Genomic DNA, 16,156 nt, shown 5'->3' on the forward strand with positions numbered 1-16,156 from the left:
CTCAATCACTGCCATCTGCCTCAGTCGTCGCTGAGACTCCGGTACGAGGGGGCTTCGGGGGCCTGGCCAGAGCTTTGTTGAATCTCTTGCCAGTCGACGTCTCTTCTGGCGGTGCGATTCATCGGTTTTCTGGTGTGTTCTTCAGTTTCCTCTCTATATGTCCCATGTCAAGGGGTGCCGGGGAATTCCGGCGGGCGGGAGAGATCCTCGACGCACATCGACGTGGTGCCGACCGGATGTGATCCGGTCGGCACCGGGAGAGTGGGTGGGGCCATGGCGGAGGGCTAGCCCAGCGGGAGGCCACCGAGGGTCGATCCCTGGATGTTCTGCGTGACTCCCTGCCCGGCGGTCGCCTGGTCGAGCAGACCGCCGCCCAGGCTGGGCAGGTCGGCGTTGTTGTTCTCGCCCACCGGTCCGAGGGGAGTGGGGAGCGAGGCCGGGGCGATCTGGGGGGTGGCCGCCTGGGCGGTGCCGGCGGTGGCCAGGGCGGCACCGGCGACGGCGCAGGTGGCGAGGACGCGCATGATGTTCGACATGACTTGCCAACGATCACCGGCCGCGCGAGTCACCCACCGGCCCTGAGCGCCACGGTCGGGCTACCGCGCGGTGGGTGCCGAGGGGGTGCCGGCCGTGGACAGCCACGCGTCGGCGATCAGCCGGTGGCCCAGAGGCGTCGGGTGGACGCCGTCGCCGGCCAGCTCCGCCGCCGGGCGGTCCCGGGCGGCGCGTTGCAGGACGAGATCGGCGCGGACCACCTGCGCCCCGTGGTCGGCCGCGGCCTGGAGCACGGCGCCGATGCGCGGCTCCAGGTCCTCGAACCAGGCTTCCTGCCCCGGCTCCACCGGGAGGAGGAACGGGGTGATGACGACCAGTCGCGGCGCGAGCCGGCGTGCGGTGACGGCCAGCAGGCGGTCCAGGCAGGCATGGAACTCGGCGACGGGACTGAGCACGCCCCGGTCGTAGCGTCGCCAGGTGTCGTTGATGCCGATCTTGACGGTGACCACCGTGGGTTCCTCGTCGAGGACGTCCGTCGCCCAGCGGGCTTCGAGGTCGTACACGCGATGGCCGTTGATCCCCCGATTGACGATCCGGGGCCCTGGACCGCTCTCGCCGCCCTCCCTGCCCTCCCTCAGCGATCGGGCGATCTCGCTGACGTAGCCGTTTCCGAGGGAGGCGGCGTCCGCGTGGTCGCGGCCCGCGTCGGTGATGGAGTCGCCGATGAACAGGAGCGTGTCGTCGTTCGTGAGGTGCGTGTGCATGGCTGCCGTCCCGGGAGAGAGGAGAAGGAGTCGACTACGGATGCGGGGTAGGGGGTTGACCGGCCGACTGTCTCAGGACGGAAGCCTCGCGGGCCAGGACCTCGGGGTCGTCGCCGGGGACGAACTCCAGGAGCGCGTCCATGCCCCGGCCGTCCAGCAGTCCGAGCGCGGCGGTCCACAGGCCCGCGCGCTCCGCCAGGGGCCGCCGCGTATTGCCCGGCCACCACGAGAACGCGTGGACCGCGGCGACCCGGTCGCCGAGCCGGGCGAGCCCCGCCAGTGCCTCCTCGTCGGGCACGTCTTGGGGTGGCTGCCAGTACGTGTGGACGTTGTCCGCGTCCACCTCCTCCAGCAGCCGGAGGGTCGAGGCGACCGTGTCGGTGAGAGTGTTGCCGTGGAACTCGGTCGCGAGCGTGAGGCCGTGGTCCTCGGCGATCCGGGCCGCCTCCCGCAGACGGCGTACCGTCCCGTGCCGCTCGTCCGGCAGGACGTACCCGGATCCGGTGCCGCCCGCCCAGACGCGGATCCGCTCCGCTCCGAGCAGCACCGCGGCTCGGGCGACAGCGGGGAATCCGGCGGTTTCCCCGGGGGCGGCGCGGAAGTAGGACCCGTAGGAGCAGCAGGTCAGTCCGTAGCGGTCGGAGATCTCGCGGACCGCGCGGACCGTGGCCGGGTCCTCCGCGGGGGCGTGCACGTCCGCGCCCCACTCGACGACCGAGAGGCCCGCGTGGACGGCGTACCGCGCGATGTCGCGGGCGGGCAGGCGGCGGAAGGTGACGGAGCACAGGCCCAACCGGGTACGTCCCGCGTCCGGTGGGGCGGGCGGGTCGGCCGGGACGTGGCCTGCCCTGCTGACTCGGCTGTTCGTCCCGGTCATGGCGCTGCCTTCCTTCTGCGGTCACTCGGGCGGTGGTGGAGGGTGGGGGTGAAGCGGCCGCCCCCACAGACGGCCGCTTCAGGGTGATCGCAGGTGATCAACCCGGGGTCGGTCAGGGGGCGTTCGGCCCCACGTCCGATGCCGTGAGCGGGTGACGCAGCGCGGGCGCCGTGGCGTACTCGTCGGCGCCGATGTCCCGGACGCTGCCGCGCGGGTCGCCGTCGACGTCGTCGGTGACGGGAGTACCGGCGAGGGTGGCGGCGTCGATCGCGGGGCTGGCCGAGGTCAGGCGCATGACGCCGTCGGCGCCCTGCGCGAGGCGGGGGTCGGCCCGTGTGAAGCCGCCGGAGGGGATGTTGCCGTTCGAGGCCGCGCCCCACAGCAGGTTGCTCTGCCAGGTGAAGCCGGTGGTGGCGCCCATGGCGACGAGGCTGCCGACGTCACCGACGAGCAGGTTGTCCGCGACGACGACGTCCTGCGGCTCGTAGGTCCGGGTCTCGCCCTCGAGGGTCTTCGTGTTGCCGATCAGGGAGTTGTGCGCGATCAGCGCGCGGTCGCAGGCGTCGTTGCCCCGCCGCTCGGTCTCCGTCTCGCCCTCGTGATGGTCCCGGGTGGTGCCGCTGCCGATCACCAGGGCGCGGCCGGACAGCCCGCTGACGTAGTTGTTGACGACCTTGTGGTCGTTTCCGTAGAGGCGGATGCCTTCCTCGCCGTCGAGCACGTGGTTGCTCTCGACGGTGGAGCGGTTGCCGTGGCGCAGGACGATGCCGCCGCGGCTGGCGCGGACGGTGTTGTACCGGATGGTGTTGTCGGAGGACTTCACGGAGATGGCCTCGGGGTCGCCGTTGCAGCGCTCGAAGAGGTTGTACTCGACGACGGCGTGGGCGCTGGACAGGGCCCGGCCGCTGACGCCGAGCCGGATGGGCTCGCCGCCGTTGAGCCCGGTGAAGGTGTGGTCGGAGAAGTGGTTGCGGAACACGTGGACGTTCTGGGCCATCGCGTCCGAGGAGTCGGGGCCGTCGATGACGAGGAAGATGCCGGTGGTGGTCTTGTTGTGGAAGTGGTTCCGGTCGACCTTCGTGTCGTCCGCCCGCACGAAGAGCCAGTAGGCGGCCCCGGTGTCGGCAAACTGGAAGTCGTTGCGGGTGAGCCGGATCGACGAGCAGTCCGCGGGCAGTTCGAAGGTGGTGCTCTGCCGGAAGGCGAAGCCGCTGATGGTGATGTAGCTGGAGTCGCTCAGGACGAAGCCGCGCTCGCCCTTCAGCACGGCGCCGCCGCGGCTCTGGGACACGATGGTGATCGGCGCGCTGCTGGTGCCGTGCTTGCCGGAGATGGTGAGCGCGCCGCCGGACGGGACGGTGTAGGTGCCGTCGGCGACGACGATCCGGTCCCCGGGCTTGGCGTTGTTGATCGCGTTCTGCAACGCGGTCAGCGACGAGACCGGGATGTCGGCCGCCGACGCGCTGGTGGCCAGTGCGGTGCCGACGGGGACGGTGGCGAGTGCGGCCACGGTGGCGGCTCTGAGGAACGTGCGTCGTTGCATGGTGCCTCCTTCATGGGTGGGGGACAGGAGCTCAGGGGGGCGGGAATCGATGGACAGGACTTCAGGGGGCAGGAGTTCAGAGGGCGGACTTCAGGGGGCTTCGGGGCCGACGTCGGCCGGCGTCAGGGGGCCGCGCCCCGGCGCGCGGAGGGAGTACTCGTCCGCGCCCACGTCGCGGAGCCGGCCGCGCGGCTGACCGTCGATGTCGTGGGTGACAGGGGGCCATCTGAGGGTGCCGGCGTCGATCGCCGGGCTGTCGGCGGCCGGACGGGCGATCCCGTACGCGTCCGTCGCCAGGCGCGGGTCGGTCCGGACGCCGCCTGTCGCGGGCATGTTGCCGTCGGCGGCGGCGCCCCACAGGATGTTGCCCGACCAGGTGAAACGCACCGTGGTGGCCATCGCGACCAGCTGGCCGGTGTCCGAGACGAAGAGGTTGTCGGCGACGGTGACATCGCGCGGCTCGTGCGGGCGCTGGCTCTCGCCGGAGAGCGTGCCGGTGTTGTTCACCAGGGTGTTGTAGGCGATGAGGACGCGATCGGGGGCGTCGTTGCCCCGGCGTGCCTCCGGTGATTCGCCGGGCAGGTGGTCGCGCTCCGAACCGCTGCCGATCACCAGGGCGCGCCCGGACAGCCCGGCGAGGTAGTTGTTGACGATCACGTGGTCGTTGCCGTAGACCCGGATGCCTTCGGTGCCGTCGACGAAGTGGTTGGCGTCCACCCGGGTGCGGTTGCCGTGGCGCAGGACGATGCCGCCGAGGCTGTCGCGGATCGTGTTGTGTCGAATGACGTTGTCCGAGGACTTCACGGAGATGGCTTCGGGGTCGCCGTCACAGCGCTCGAAGAGGTTGTGCTCGACGAGGGCGTGGGCGCTGGACAGGGCGCGGGGGCTGAGGCCCAGGCGGATGGGCTCGCCGCCGTTGGACCCGGTGAAGGTGTGGTCGGAGAAGTGGTTGCGGTGGATGTGGACGCGCTCGGCCATCTCGTCCGTGCCCGCGCCCTCGACACCCAGGTAGATCCCGAGCGTGCTCTTGCCGTGGAAGTGGTTGTGGTCGACCGTGCTGTCGTCCGCGCGGACCATCACCCAGTGCAGGCCCTCGATGTCGGCCAACTGGAAGTCGTTGCGCGTGAGTCTGATGTGGGAGCAGTCGGGCGGGACGTCCAGGGTGGTGCTCTGCCGGAAGGCGAACCCGCTGAGGGTGATGTGGCTGGACGCCTCGAAGGTGAAGCTCTGTTCGCCCCGGAGGACGACACCGCCCCGGGTCTCGGCGGCGATGGTCACGGGCGCTCGCTCGGTGCCGCGCTTGTTCCGTACGAGGAGGGGGCTGCCGGCCGGGACGGTGTAGGTGCCGTCGGCGACGACGATCCGGTCGCCCGGCCGCGCCCGGTCGATCGCGGCCCGGAGCTCGTCCAGGGTGCGGACCGTCGTGCCGGCGGTGAGGGCGCTCGCGGTCGGCAGGGCGCCGGTGGCGGCGAGTGCCACCGCTGCCGCGGTGCTCATGAGGAAGGTGCGGCGCTGCATGGTGCCTCCGTGAGGGTGCGGTGGGTCGGACCGAGGGGGACGGGGGTCAGGCGTCGGCGGGGGTGTCCAGGAACAGTTCGATGACGGGGACGGGGGTGTCGGGGCGGCGTACCGGGAGCTGGAGCGTGAGCGTCCCGGCGGGCTGTCCGCCCATCTCGGTGTTGACGGCGGGCCGGTCCGGGTCGATGTGGACCGGGACGATCTCGGAGGCGTCGTTGAGCAGTTGGGCGTACCGCACCCGGCCGGCCAGGCCCGGCAGGTGCAGGTGGCGCAGCGGCCAGGCGAACAGGTGGACGTAGAGCCGGTCGCCGCGCTGGGTGTAGCGGCATTCGGTGGGAGCGGCGTACGCGGACGGGCCGCAGCCGCGGACCGCGCGCTCGTGCAGCTCCATCCACCGGCCGATCTCGCCCAGGACCTCGGTGTCGCGCGGATCGAGATCGCCCCGGCCGGTGGGGCCCACGTTGAGCAGCAGGTTGCCGCCCTTGGACACCCCGTCGACGAGCATGCGGATCAGCAGGTCCGCGCTCTTGCGGTCGAGGTTGTCGCGGTCGTAGCCCCAACTGCCGTTCACCGTCTGACAGGCCTCCCAGACCACGGGCCGCCCGTTCTCGGTCATCGGGCCGGACGGCTGGTACTGCTCGGGGGTGACGAAGTCGCCGGGCAGTCCGGTCCGGTCGTTGACGAGCACATGCGGCTGGAGTGCGCGGACCGTCTCCAGGAGCTTCGGGGAGTCCCAGTCGTCGGGCCCCTTGCCGCCCCACCAGGTGCGTCCGGCGTAGGAGAAGTCGAAGAACAGGTAGTCGACGCGCCCGAACGAGGTCAGCAGTTCGCGGACCTGCCCGTGGAGGTAGCGCTGGTAGTCACGGATGTCCCGGTCGGCGTGGGCGGCCTTGAACTCCGCGTCGTCGCGCTGCGGATGGGTGCCGTCGACGGGGAAGGACGGGTGGTGCCAGTCGATCAGCGAGTAGTACAGCCCGACCTTGAGGCCCTCGGCCCGGCACGCCTCGACGAACGGGCCGACGAGGTCGCGGCCGTGCGGGGTGTTGGTCACCTTGTAGTCGGTCAGGGCGCTGTCCCACAGGCAGAAGCCGTCGTGGTGCTTGGTAGTGAGGACGACGTAGCGCATGCCGGCGGCCTTGGCGGTGCGGGCCCACCGGACCGGGTCGTAGCGGTCGGGGTCGAAGTGGTCGAAGTAGACCTGGTACTGCTCGTCGGTCAGGCGCTCCCGGTTCTTGACCCACTCGTGGCGTGCGGCGAGGGAGTACAGGCCCCAGTGGACGAACATCCCGAAGCGGGCGGTGGTGAACCAGTCGGGATCCGGAGCCGCTCCGGGAGCCGGAGGAGCGGACAGGTGGGCTGGAGCGACAGACGACACGGGGCATCGTTCCTTTTCGTACACGGGCGGGGCGGGCGCGGAACCGGGGGAGTCAGCCCTTGAGCGCGCCGGAGGACAGGCCGCTCACGAAGGAGCGCTGGAAGAACAGGAAGACGATCACGGAGGGCAGCAGGGCCAGCAGCGACGCCGCCATGACGACTCCGGGCGTGACGGCGGGATCGATCCGCAGGGTCCGCAGCGCGAGCGGCAGCGTGTACGAGGAGGAGTCGGTGGAGACCAGCAGCGGGAGCAGGTACTGGTCCCAGATCATGGTGAAGCCGAACACCCCGATGACGCCCAGCGCGGGCTTGCACATCGGCAGGATGATCTGCGCGAAGATCCGCAGGTCGCCGGCGCCGTCGATGCGCGCGGCCTCCTCCAGTTCCCGCGGCACGTCCTTCATGAACTCGGTCATCACCAGGATGGAGAAGCCCCACGCGCCCAGCGGCACGATCATCCCGGCCAGCGTGCCGACGAGGTTGAAGTGGACGACCGGCAGGTCGGAGAGGATCAGGGACAGGGGCAGGGCGAGGATCTCCTCGGGCAGCATCAGCGTCGCCAGGACGGCGACGAGGACCAGCGCCATGCCGGGGAACTTCTTGCGGGCCAGCGCGTACCCGGCCAGGACGGAGACGGTGACCTGGAGCAGCAGGCCGAAGCCGACCACGAGGAACGAGTTCAGTAGGTAGGCGAGCACCCCCTGGTCGAAGGCGATCTTGAAGTTGTCGAGCGTGAGCCCGGAGGGGACGACGCTCAGCTGGGTCGGGTCCTTGACATGCCCGAAGGCGCTGACGAGCAGGGCGAGCAGCGGGCCCGCGAAGACGATCAGGACCAGGAGGTAGGTGACGGCCTTGAGGATCCGTCCGCCGGCGCTGCGGCTCTCGGTGAGGCCCAGCGCGGTCTCGGTGTGCGCACTCACTTGCTCTCCCTGCGCCGCAGCAGTTGGACGACGACGGTCAGGATCAGCGTCGCGACGAACAGCAGGACGGCGCCCGCCGCTCCGACGCCGAGCCGGTTCTGCTCGAGTCCGAGCTTGTAGATGAGGGTCATGACGACCTCGGTGGAGCCGTCCGGGCCACCGTTGGTGAGCAGGAACACCTCGGTGAACACCCGCAGTCCGCGGATCGCGGCGAGGATGAACAGGATCGAGAACACCGACCGCAGACCGGGCACCGTCACGTGCCACACCCGCTGCCACCGGGACGCGCCGTCGACCTTCGCGGCCTCGTACAGACCGCGGTCCACACTCGTCAGACCGGCGAGGAAGATCATCATGTCGTAGGGAGCGCCCCGCCAGATCCCGGTCAGCATGATCGAGGCCATCGAGGTGTCCGGGTCGTTGATGAACCCCGAAGGACCCCAACCCACCAGACCGAGCAGGGAGTTCAGCATGCCGTCGCCGGTCGGGTGGTACATGATCCGCCACAGCTCGGCGACGACCGCGATCGGCACCACCACCGGAAGGAACGCCGCGGAGCGCACGAAGCCGAGCCGGCGGCTCTGCCCCTCCATCAGCAAGGCGAGGACCAGGCCCAGCGCCATCGAGCCGGCCGTCTGTCCGGCGGCCAGGACGACCGTGTGCCAGGCGGCCTCACGGAAGCCGGCGGACTCCAGCACCGTGGCGTAGTTGTCGGTGCCGACCCACCTGTTCCCCAGATACGGCTGGACGTCCTGGAAGGACATGGTCAGCGCGTTCGCCATGGGGATGAACTTGAAGTACAGGAAGAGGATCAGCGCCGGGGCCAGGAACAGCCAGGGCGTCCACCACCGGCCGGACCTGCGGTCGCGCCCCCGGCGGCCGGCGGAAGCGCCGCTTCCGGGGCCTTCCTTGCGCGCACCCGGCACTCCGGGCGCGACGGCCGTGGAGGCCGCCGGCTCGGCCTGGTCGAGACTCATGACGCGGAGATCCCCTGCTCCTCGAGGATGCCGGCGAGCTGCTTGTCGAGCTCACGGAGCTTGGTCCCGGTGTTCAGCCCGCAGTCGGCTATGAGGGCGTTCAGGGTGTCGGCCGTCGCCTGGCGCACCGGAGTCCAGTTCGGGATGGACGGCGCGTACCGGCCGGAGTCCTGGTACGCCTGCGCGTACGTCTTCCAGCGGGGGTCGGGGCGCACCTGGGAGACGTCCACGGACTTGTTGACGGGAAGCTGCACCGTGTAGGCGGTGTCGCCCTCCATGCCCGTCTTCTGCCCCTCGGCCGAGACGGCGAAGGAGGCGAACGCGTCCTGACCGGCCCGGTTGTCGGAGCCCGCCATCAGGTAGACGGAGCCGCCCTCGGCCAGGACGGTGGAGTCCTTCGGCCCCTTGGGCATCGGCACCACCTCGTACTTGTCCTTGCCGAGGGTCTCGTCGAAGCGGGGCAGCAGATACGGACCGACGACGAACATGCCGGTCTTGCCGGACTCGAACGTCTCGTTCGTCGGCGGGGTGTCCATGGTCACGGCGCCGGGCTGGACGGCCTTGTCCTTGCAGCCCAGGTCGCGGAACCACTGCACCGCCTCGACGGACGCCTTGCTGGTCATCGCCGGCTTGTACCTGCCCTTGCCCGTCTCGGTGATGAAGTCACCGCCCGCGGCCCACAGGAAGTTGGAGAAGTACCAGGAGGCGTAGCCGCGCTTCGTGGACAGCGGGGCGGCGAGACCGGCCGTGTCCTTCTTGCCGTCGCCGTCGGGGTCCTGGGTGGTGAAGGCCTTGGCCATGGCGGCGAAGTCGTCCCAGGTCTCGGGGACGTCGAGCTTCAGCTTCTGCCGCCAGTCCTTGCGGATGAGCAGCGCGGACGCCTGCGCCGAGTACGGCAGCCCGTACTGCTTGCCGTCCACGCTCTTGCCGGAGTCCAGGCCCTGGGCGGTGATCTGCCCGCTGTCCTCGACCTTGTCGAGGTCGATCTCCCGCAGCAGCCCCTGACTGTGCATGGCGCCGAGCTGCGTCACGTCGTTCATCACGATGTCCGGGAGCTTCTTCTGGGCCGCCCGCTGCTGCAGCTTGGTCTCGAAGTCGTCGAAGATGGCCGTGACCTTGACCTTGTACCCCGTGGCCTTCTGGAAGGCGGAGGCGAGCTTGACCGCGCCCTGCTCGCCCGGCCCGCCCGGCGTCGTCCGGGTCCAGAGCTCCAGGGTCGCCTTCTCGTTCTGCTTGGCGTCCACTCCCGCAGGCCCGGACGAACAGCTGGTGAGCACCAGCGCCGAGGCGAGAACACCGGCACCGACCCATCGCGATCTCTGCATGACAACTCCCGTTTCGCCGCATCACAGTTGGCCTGGAAAGCGCTTGCTGGGAACGTAGCGGGGCCGGAAACAGCGGTCAATACTCCGATGAATCTCAAAGTGCTTTACGTGGCCGGCGCATCCTCGGTGGTGTCTGCCAGAGGGTGGCTGTCCCGGTGCGCAGGCATGCGAAAGGCGCTCTCCGCCCCACAAAGTACCTGCTCCGAGCGTGATATGAGACGTCAGAGGAGTTGATGACTCGGGTGCGGGAGGGTGGGGATGTGAGCGGCGCCGCCGTCGGACGGGGTGCGGCAAGATGTCCGATATTCTCGCTAGGACCCTCCAGTCATCCGATGTATGGTCCCTGGCAGCCGTAAGGGCTCTGCATCAAACAAGCCACGCCAAGGCGCATCAGCTGATCGCACGTTTTCGCACACACCCGAACCCGGGGGAGTGGCTGTCCCGCCGCCCGCCCGCCTTCCGGATCTGCCCGAGGAGACCCGCCCGGCATGAACGCACCGGCCACCGCCCCCACCGCCCTGCTGGTCATGGAGAAGGAACGCAGGGCGGACGTCTATCCGCCCGAGGTGCTGGCCGGGATCGGCCGGCTCGTCCACTGGCAGGCGCCGCCGTGCACGAGAGAGGAACTCGCCGCGGCCCCCGACCTCCTGAGGGACGTCGACCTCCTGCTCACCGGCTGGGGCGCACCCGTCCTCGACGCCGCCCTGCTCGCGCAGGCGCCCAGGCTGCGCGCCGTGTTCGTGGCGGCGGGATCCGTACGACACCTGACCACCCCCGACTTCTGGGCGCGCGGCGTCCCGATCGTCTCGGCCGCCGCGGCCAATGCCGTCCCGGTGGCGGAGTTCACCCTCGCCCACGTCCTGCTCGGCCTGAAGCAGGCACACCGCATCGCCCGGGACGTCGCGAGCGACCGCCGCTTCCCGAGTGACCCCGAGGTCCCGGGCGCGTACCGGACGCGGGTCGGCCTGTGGGGGCTCGGTCACATCGGCCGCCTCGTCGCCGGGCACCTCGCCCGTTTCGACGTGGAGGTGGTCGCCACCGATCCCGCGGCCTCCCCGGAGACCGCCCGGCAGGCCGGCGTCCGACTGGTCGACCTCGACGAACTCTTCGCCACCAGCCAGGTCGTCAGCCTGCACGCACCCCTGCTGCCCGCGACCCGGGGCACCGTCGGAGCACGGCTGCTGAACTCCCTGAGGCCGGGCGCGACCCTGATCAACAGCGCACGCGGCGCCCTGATCGACGAACCGGCCGTCGTACGGGTCCTGCGGGCCAGGCCCGATCTCACCGCGGTCCTCGACGTCACGCATCCCGAGCCCCCGGCCCCGGACTCGCCCCTGTTCACGCTGCCCAACGTCGTCCTGACCCCGCACATCGCGGGCGCCCTCGGCGCCGAACGGAACCGCCTCGGGGAGCTCGTGCTCGACGAACTCCGCCGCTTCACCCTCGCCGAGCCGCTCCGGCACGCCATCGACCCGGACCGTGCCGCGTCGCTCGCCTGACGTCCCCTTCGGCGCCTCGGCCGCCGGACGCCTGCGCGCGTCCGGCAGCCGAGGCGAGGCGTCCGCGGGGCCGTGCCGTCGCTCGATCGGGCCTGTCCCCATGGCGCACCTCAGGTTTCCGGTCCGGCCCGAGTCGGTGGACTCCTTGCGACCCTCACCCTGCCGTGAGCCGTCGCCGTGCCGTCGCCCCTTTGCTATCGCCCGGTCGCCGTTTGGCTCACGGGACTCCTGACCAGCACGTTCGCCCTTCACATCCGGGCGCGGGACAGCCTCAGCGGCCCGCGTTCATGCTCGGCGAGGAGGCGTTCCGGGCGACGCGTACCGGCGTGCCCGTGCCGTCCGCCGCGACGGACCAGACGTCCGAGGAGCCGCGCGCCCGCCCCGGCAGGGCGTAGGCCACGGTCCCGTCGTCCAGCCACGCGGCCTGGTCGTCGACGCTGCGCGTCTCCGCCAGCGGGGTGTCGCGCAGCGTCTTGAGATCGAGCACATGCAACCGCCAGGGATTCGAGCCCCCTTCCCGCACCCGCTTCTTGTACGCGATGCGGGTGCCGTCGGGCGAGAGCGACGGACACTCGACGTTCTCCCGCAGGGCACGCGCCGTCCAGGCCTTGAGGTCGCCCTCGACCAGGTACGTCCTGCCGCGCGTCGACACCGTGGCGTAGAAGCGGTTGTCGTCCCGGGCGAACGTGATGCCCCAGTAGTTCACGTCGGACGCGGCGTAGCGCTTGCCGTCGAGAGTGAGCTGAAGGGTCTCCACGTTCTTGATCAGGTAGCCGGTCCGCGCGTCGAGGATCCCGCTGCGGGTGGAGAAGGAACTGCCGGAGTACGAGTCGCCGCTGACGAACACGGTCCAGGAGACCATGCGCCCGGACGGCGAGACCCGGGCCCGGTTGGGTGTGCCGCCGAACGTGTCGGTGCGCCGCGGGCGCAGCGACCGGTCCAGGACGATCGCCTGGGTGCGGGGCGGGATTCCCGGCTTGGTCGTGAGGCACACGGCGCCGGCGCCGCTCGCGTAGAACCGGCGGCAGGACAGAGCCGTCTCCCGCCGCCCCTGTTTGCCGAGCGCCGCGACCTTCCCGTCGGCCGTACGGACGTACAGGCCGGGGGTGTTGTCGAGCGTGACGTGCGAGGACCCGCCGGCGGGCCCGTCACGATCGGCGGCCCGGACCGTGTAGACGACGGCGAACGCGGCCAGTACGACAGCGGCCAGGGAGACGGCGCCCACCCGGGCGCGCGGGGAAAGTGTGGGGGTCATCCGGACTCCGTGGGGTGCGCGGGCAACAGGAAACGGGCGAGGAGGAGAGTGGCCGTCAGTCCGGCGGCGGCGAGGGCCAGCGCGGCCTGCATGCTCCAGAGCGTCCATGCGGCGCCGAACAGCACCGACGCCAGCAGCCGCCCGACCGCCTGCCCCGACTGCAGCAGCGCCAGCCCCGCCGCCCGCTGTTCCTCGGGCACGACCGGGCCGCCCAGGGCCATGAGGACTCCGTCGGTGGCCGCGTAGAACGCGCCGAGCAGCACCAGCACGCAGACCGTGAGCGGCCATCCGGGTACGGAGGAGAAGAGGACCAGGTAGACGCCGAGCAGCCCCAAGTGGCCGCACAGATAAGGGGTGCGGCGCCCGACCCGGTCCGCCGCCCGGCCGATCGGCACGGCGAGAAGCAGGTAGACGGCGGCGCTGCCCAGCGGCAGCAGCGGGAAGTAGACCGTGTCGAGGTCGAGGCGCTTCTGGAGGACCAGATAGAGGAAGCCGTCGCCGACCGACACCAGACCGAGCAGGGACGCGGTGACCAGCACGCGGCGGAACGCGGGCACGGCGGGCAGCCGGAGGGCCGCACGCAGGGTGGACGGACGGGACGACGCGGAGACCGTGGGCGACGGCCGCTCCGGCACGAACGCGTACAGGAGCACGACACCGAACAGCCCGAAGCAGAAGCTGACGAGGAACACGACGTCGTACGCGTCCACCGCCAGCCACAGCAGCGCGAAGGCCGCCAGCGGGCCGAGCAGCGCACCAGTCGTGTCCATCGCACGGTGCACACCGAAGGCCCGGCCGAGGTCCCGCTCGGGACAGGAGAGCGAGATCATCGCGTCGCGCGGCGCCGTCCGCACGCCCTTGCCCACCCGGTCGGCGGCGAGCGTCGCCGACAGCGCCGCGGTGGAGCCGCCGGCGAACAGCAGCCCCAGTTTGCACACCGCGGACAGGGCGTAGCCGGTGCCCGCGACGAGCCGGTGGCGCTGCCGGCGGTCGGCGAGATGGCCGCCGGCCAGGCGGACGACGGCGGAGACGCCGTTGTACAGCCCGTCCAGAAATCCGAACTGCAGGGGATTGAGTCCCAGTTGGAGGACGAAGTAGAGAGGAAGAACCGCGGTGACCATCTCCGAGGAGATGTCGGTCACCAGACTGACCGCGCCGAGCGCGACGACCGTGGAGGCGACACGGGCACGGCGCGCGGGGCGTTCGGGGGCGGCGGGAGCGGTCGAGGACGGCCCGCTCCGGCCGGCGGCGAGATACATGAGAACTCCCGGGAGGCGCCCCGGACGCGCCCGCGCTCACGGACGCGCCCGGGGCGCTGGTGGCGGCCGGTCAGTGACAGGAGTAGGTCGGACTGGTGTCGAGCACCGTCCCGTCCGTGCCGACGAACTGCGACCGGAACCCGGTGTCGGTGAAGTCGAGCTTCAGCACCCCGAACTTGTCCCAGATGCGCTTCGCGCTGTTGGGCTGGACCGTGTCGCCCGCGCCGTACAGATCCTTGCCGCCGGCGCCGCCGATGATCTCGACGATGCCGTTCGGGTCGGCCTTCGCGTCCCGGGTCTGCGGGGCGAACCGCTCGTAGTGGTGGTCATGGCCGTTGAGCACCAGCTCGGCGCCGGCCGACTCGAGGAGCTCCCACACCGGCCGGCTCACGGGTACGTTCCCGTGGTCGCCGGAGCTGAACAGCGGCTCGTGCCAGTACGCCGCCACGCACTTCTTGTTGTTCGCGGCCAGGTCGGCCTTGAGCCAGTCCATCTGCTCCCGCTCGTCGAAGCGGTTGGAGTTGAGCGCGACGAAGTGCCAGTTCCCGCGGTCGTACGAGTACCACATCTTGCCCTGCGGGGTGGCGCGGGAGCCGAAGTACTCGCGGTAGGCCTTCTCGTCCCGGTTCTCGTAGTCGTCGTACGACTCGTGGTTGCCGGGCACCGGGTACGTGTTCGCCTTGAAGCGGCCCCAGGACTTGTCGTAGTAGTTCTTGAAGTCCGCGAGGTGGGCGTCGTCGTACTGGTTGTCGCCCAGCGTCAGGTAGAACGCCGGATTGATGGCCTCGGCCCGGTCGGCTGTCTTGAAGTGCTGGCAGCCCGCCGCGTCCTGGTCGCACCGGTCGGCGATGTCACCTGCGCCGACGACGGTGAACGCGCCGGTGGGCGGGTCGGTCGGCGGATCGGTCGGGCCGGGGCCCGAGCCGGTCGTCCCGTAGGCCTCCACCTCGAACAGCGAGTAGCCGTACGCGGTGCCCCGCGCCGTCCCGTACACCCGCAGGTAGCGGCCCTTGCCGCTCAGGCCGGTCCAGTCGTCCGTGCCCCCGTTGCCGTTCGCCTCGACGGCGAGCGGGGTCCAGGATGTGCCGTCCGGGGACATCTCGACCCGGTAGCCCTTGGCGTACGCGGCCTCCCACAGCAGTTTCACGCGGGAGACGGTGGAGTTCTCGCCGAGGTCGACACGGAGCCACTGCGGGTCCGCGCCTTCCTTGCTGGCCCACCGGGTGGCGGGGTCGCCGTCGACCGCGCGGCCGGGGGTGAGCGTCGAGTCCTCGTCGGAGGACGAGGTCGCGGGCTTGCCCCGGGAGATCAACTGCTCGTCCCCGCTGCCGGGTTCGGTGGGAGTGGTGGTGGGAGTGGTGGTCGGGGACGTGCCCGGCTCGGGATCCCGCGTGATCTCGAACGGTTCTCCGTAGACGTGCCAGGACAGGGGGGTGTCGAGACGCAGATTTCCGTCGTCGAGGAACACCCGCTGCGCCGTGTCCACCCGGCTCGTGTCCTCGTGCGCGGCCTCCTTCTTCATCTCCGTCACGCGGGCGTCGAGGAACGCGTTCAGGTACGCGGTCTCGTCACCGCCCTCGGCCGGAGTGTCGGCCTCGGCGCGCGCCGCGTCCCGGATGGAGTCGAAGCCCTCCTGACCGTGCATCACGATCGCGTCGTAGTAGGCGAACTGGCCCAGCTCCTGGAGGTGGTCGCCCTTGGCGCGGGAGACGGCGGGGTCGAAGTAGACACGGTCCCGCTCGTGCTCCTGCGCCGCCTGGAACTGCGGGGTCTGCGCGGCCTCCTTCCACGCGTCGGTGAAGCCGGGGTCGAGGCCCTCGTGCGAATCGGAGCCGTCGACCTCGCGCAGGGCCGGCAGATACTCGGCGAGCGGGTTGTCGGGCACCTGGCCGGTGTAGTACTCGACGAGGTCGAGCATGTCGTGGGTGCCGGAGCAGAACCCGACGATCCCGGCGGTGTACCCGCGGCCGTCGTCGATGTCCTCGATGTAGTCGAACTGGTCCTTCCAGTCCAGCGACGAGTTCTCGGCGCTGGAGACCAGCCGCATGGCGATCTCCTTCTTCACCGGGTCGTCGAGCCCGGTGGGGGCCGCCGCCTGACTGGTGTTCAGAAGAATCACCGCGGGGACGGCGGCGAGCACCATGGCGAGGGCGATCCGGAAGCCGGCCTTGCGCCGGCGTCGGTGAACGGGGGTGCGATGCCGCGATCCGGACGGCGTCCAGCGCCGTCGCGGAGTGGGGAGTGGCATGTGCTTCTCCGGTTTCTCGTCTGGCCGGGTGTTTCTCGCGCGCACGGCATGGCGTCGGCCGACGCGCGGGCCCGGCAGGGGAGTTCGGGGCTGCATGAAGGT

Annotated in this window: 13 protein-coding genes and 1 pseudogene; 1 reads left to right on the top strand and 13 read right to left on the bottom strand. The window is 70.7% G+C overall.

Annotated features, from left to right (window positions below):
- Nucleotides 1–284: 284 nt before the first annotated feature.
- From ACZ4E1_RS14130 to ACZ4E1_RS14170, 9 genes are all read right to left on the bottom strand, one after another.
- On the bottom strand, nucleotides 285–536 hold the full coding sequence (locus tag ACZ4E1_RS14130) for a hypothetical protein (RefSeq protein ID WP_467539135.1): 252 nt from the start codon (nucleotides 534–536) through the stop codon (nucleotides 285–287).
- 60 nt (nucleotides 537–596) lie between these two features.
- Nucleotides 597–1,259, bottom strand: a complete 663-nt coding sequence (locus ACZ4E1_RS14135) for a GDSL-type esterase/lipase family protein (RefSeq protein WP_467539138.1) — start codon at nucleotides 1,257–1,259, stop codon at nucleotides 597–599.
- A 34-nt stretch (nucleotides 1,260–1,293) separates the two neighbouring features.
- Nucleotides 1,294–2,136 carry a sugar phosphate isomerase/epimerase family protein gene (locus ACZ4E1_RS14140; protein WP_467539140.1) on the bottom strand — a complete coding sequence of 281 codons (843 nt, stop codon included), beginning with the start codon at nucleotides 2,134–2,136 and terminating at the stop codon, nucleotides 1,294–1,296.
- A gap of 112 nt (nucleotides 2,137–2,248) precedes the next feature.
- Entirely contained in the window at nucleotides 2,249–3,679 is a 1,431-nt protein-coding gene (locus ACZ4E1_RS14145; protein WP_467539142.1) for a chondroitinase-B domain-containing protein, read from the bottom strand.
- 90 nt (nucleotides 3,680–3,769) lie between these two features.
- The gene (locus ACZ4E1_RS14150; RefSeq protein ID WP_467539144.1) at nucleotides 3,770–5,197 is read right to left on the bottom strand and encodes a polysaccharide lyase 6 family protein; all 1,428 of its coding nucleotides are present in this window, start codon (nucleotides 5,195–5,197) and stop codon (nucleotides 3,770–3,772) included.
- A gap of 46 nt (nucleotides 5,198–5,243) precedes the next feature.
- Nucleotides 5,244–6,572 carry an alpha-L-fucosidase gene (locus ACZ4E1_RS14155; protein WP_467539147.1) on the bottom strand — a complete coding sequence of 443 codons (1,329 nt, stop codon included), beginning with the start codon at nucleotides 6,570–6,572 and terminating at the stop codon, nucleotides 5,244–5,246.
- A 52-nt stretch (nucleotides 6,573–6,624) separates the two neighbouring features.
- Entirely contained in the window at nucleotides 6,625–7,491 is an 867-nt protein-coding gene (locus tag ACZ4E1_RS14160; protein WP_467539149.1) for a carbohydrate ABC transporter permease, read from the bottom strand.
- The gene (locus ACZ4E1_RS14165; RefSeq protein ID WP_467539152.1) at nucleotides 7,488–8,468 is read right to left on the bottom strand and encodes a carbohydrate ABC transporter permease; all 981 of its coding nucleotides are present in this window, start codon (nucleotides 8,466–8,468) and stop codon (nucleotides 7,488–7,490) included. Before ACZ4E1_RS14165 ends, ACZ4E1_RS14160 begins: the two co-directional genes overlap by 4 nt.
- Nucleotides 8,465–9,793, bottom strand: coding sequence for a sugar ABC transporter substrate-binding protein (locus tag ACZ4E1_RS14170; RefSeq protein WP_467539155.1), 1,329 nt, complete (start codon nucleotides 9,791–9,793; stop codon nucleotides 8,465–8,467). The genes ACZ4E1_RS14165 and ACZ4E1_RS14170 overlap by 4 nt, the downstream gene beginning before the upstream one ends.
- Nucleotides 9,794–10,281: 488 nt before the next feature.
- On the opposite strand from ACZ4E1_RS14170, the gene ACZ4E1_RS14175 reads away from it, so the two are divergent.
- The gene (locus ACZ4E1_RS14175; protein WP_467539157.1) at nucleotides 10,282–11,292 is read left to right on the top strand and encodes a hydroxyacid dehydrogenase; all 1,011 of its coding nucleotides are present in this window, start codon (nucleotides 10,282–10,284) and stop codon (nucleotides 11,290–11,292) included.
- Between the two features lie 271 nt (nucleotides 11,293–11,563).
- Here ACZ4E1_RS14175 and ACZ4E1_RS14180 read toward each other — a convergent pair whose 3' ends face one another.
- From ACZ4E1_RS14180 to ACZ4E1_RS14195, 4 genes and pseudogenes are all read right to left on the bottom strand, one after another.
- Nucleotides 11,564–12,547 carry a TolB-like translocation protein gene (locus ACZ4E1_RS14180; protein WP_467539160.1) on the bottom strand — a complete coding sequence of 328 codons (984 nt, stop codon included), beginning with the start codon at nucleotides 12,545–12,547 and terminating at the stop codon, nucleotides 11,564–11,566.
- A complete protein-coding gene (locus ACZ4E1_RS14185) occupies nucleotides 12,544–13,806 on the bottom strand; it encodes an MFS transporter (RefSeq protein ID WP_467539162.1) in 1,263 nt (420 codons plus the stop codon). Before ACZ4E1_RS14185 ends, ACZ4E1_RS14180 begins: the two co-directional genes overlap by 4 nt.
- A gap of 70 nt (nucleotides 13,807–13,876) precedes the next feature.
- The gene (locus ACZ4E1_RS14190; protein ID WP_467539596.1) at nucleotides 13,877–15,118 is read right to left on the bottom strand and encodes a discoidin domain-containing protein; all 1,242 of its coding nucleotides are present in this window, start codon (nucleotides 15,116–15,118) and stop codon (nucleotides 13,877–13,879) included.
- A gap of 81 nt (nucleotides 15,119–15,199) precedes the next feature.
- Nucleotides 15,200–16,054 (bottom strand): annotated as a pseudogene (locus tag ACZ4E1_RS14195) (chitosanase); the annotation flags it as partial.
- Nucleotides 16,055–16,156 lie beyond the last annotated feature (102 nt).

This window comes from Streptomyces sp. NPDC025806 (assembly GCF_055558275.1).

Bases quoted from the DNA above. Each gene is read 5' to 3' on its own strand.
- ACZ4E1_RS14170 (WP_467539155.1), bottom strand. From the start codon at position 9,793: ATGCAGAGATCGCGATGGGTCGGTGCCGGTGTTCTCGCCTCGGCGCTG.
- ACZ4E1_RS14165 (WP_467539152.1), bottom strand. From the start codon at position 8,468: ATGAGTCTCGACCAGGCCGAGCCGGCGGCCTCCACGGCCGTCGCGCCC.
- ACZ4E1_RS14175 (WP_467539157.1), top strand. From the start codon at position 10,282: ATGAACGCACCGGCCACCGCCCCCACCGCCCTGCTGGTCATGGAGAAG.
- ACZ4E1_RS14130 (WP_467539135.1), bottom strand. From the start codon at position 536: ATGTCGAACATCATGCGCGTCCTCGCCACCTGCGCCGTCGCCGGTGCC.
- ACZ4E1_RS14135 (WP_467539138.1), bottom strand. From the start codon at position 1,259: ATGCACACGCACCTCACGAACGACGACACGCTCCTGTTCATCGGCGAC.
- ACZ4E1_RS14140 (WP_467539140.1), bottom strand. From the start codon at position 2,136: ATGACCGGGACGAACAGCCGAGTCAGCAGGGCAGGCCACGTCCCGGCC.
- ACZ4E1_RS14185 (WP_467539162.1), bottom strand. From the start codon at position 13,806: ATGTATCTCGCCGCCGGCCGGAGCGGGCCGTCCTCGACCGCTCCCGCC.
- ACZ4E1_RS14180 (WP_467539160.1), bottom strand. From the start codon at position 12,547: ATGACCCCCACACTTTCCCCGCGCGCCCGGGTGGGCGCCGTCTCCCTG.
- ACZ4E1_RS14145 (WP_467539142.1), bottom strand. From the start codon at position 3,679: ATGCAACGACGCACGTTCCTCAGAGCCGCCACCGTGGCCGCACTCGCC.
- ACZ4E1_RS14150 (WP_467539144.1), bottom strand. From the start codon at position 5,197: ATGCAGCGCCGCACCTTCCTCATGAGCACCGCGGCAGCGGTGGCACTC.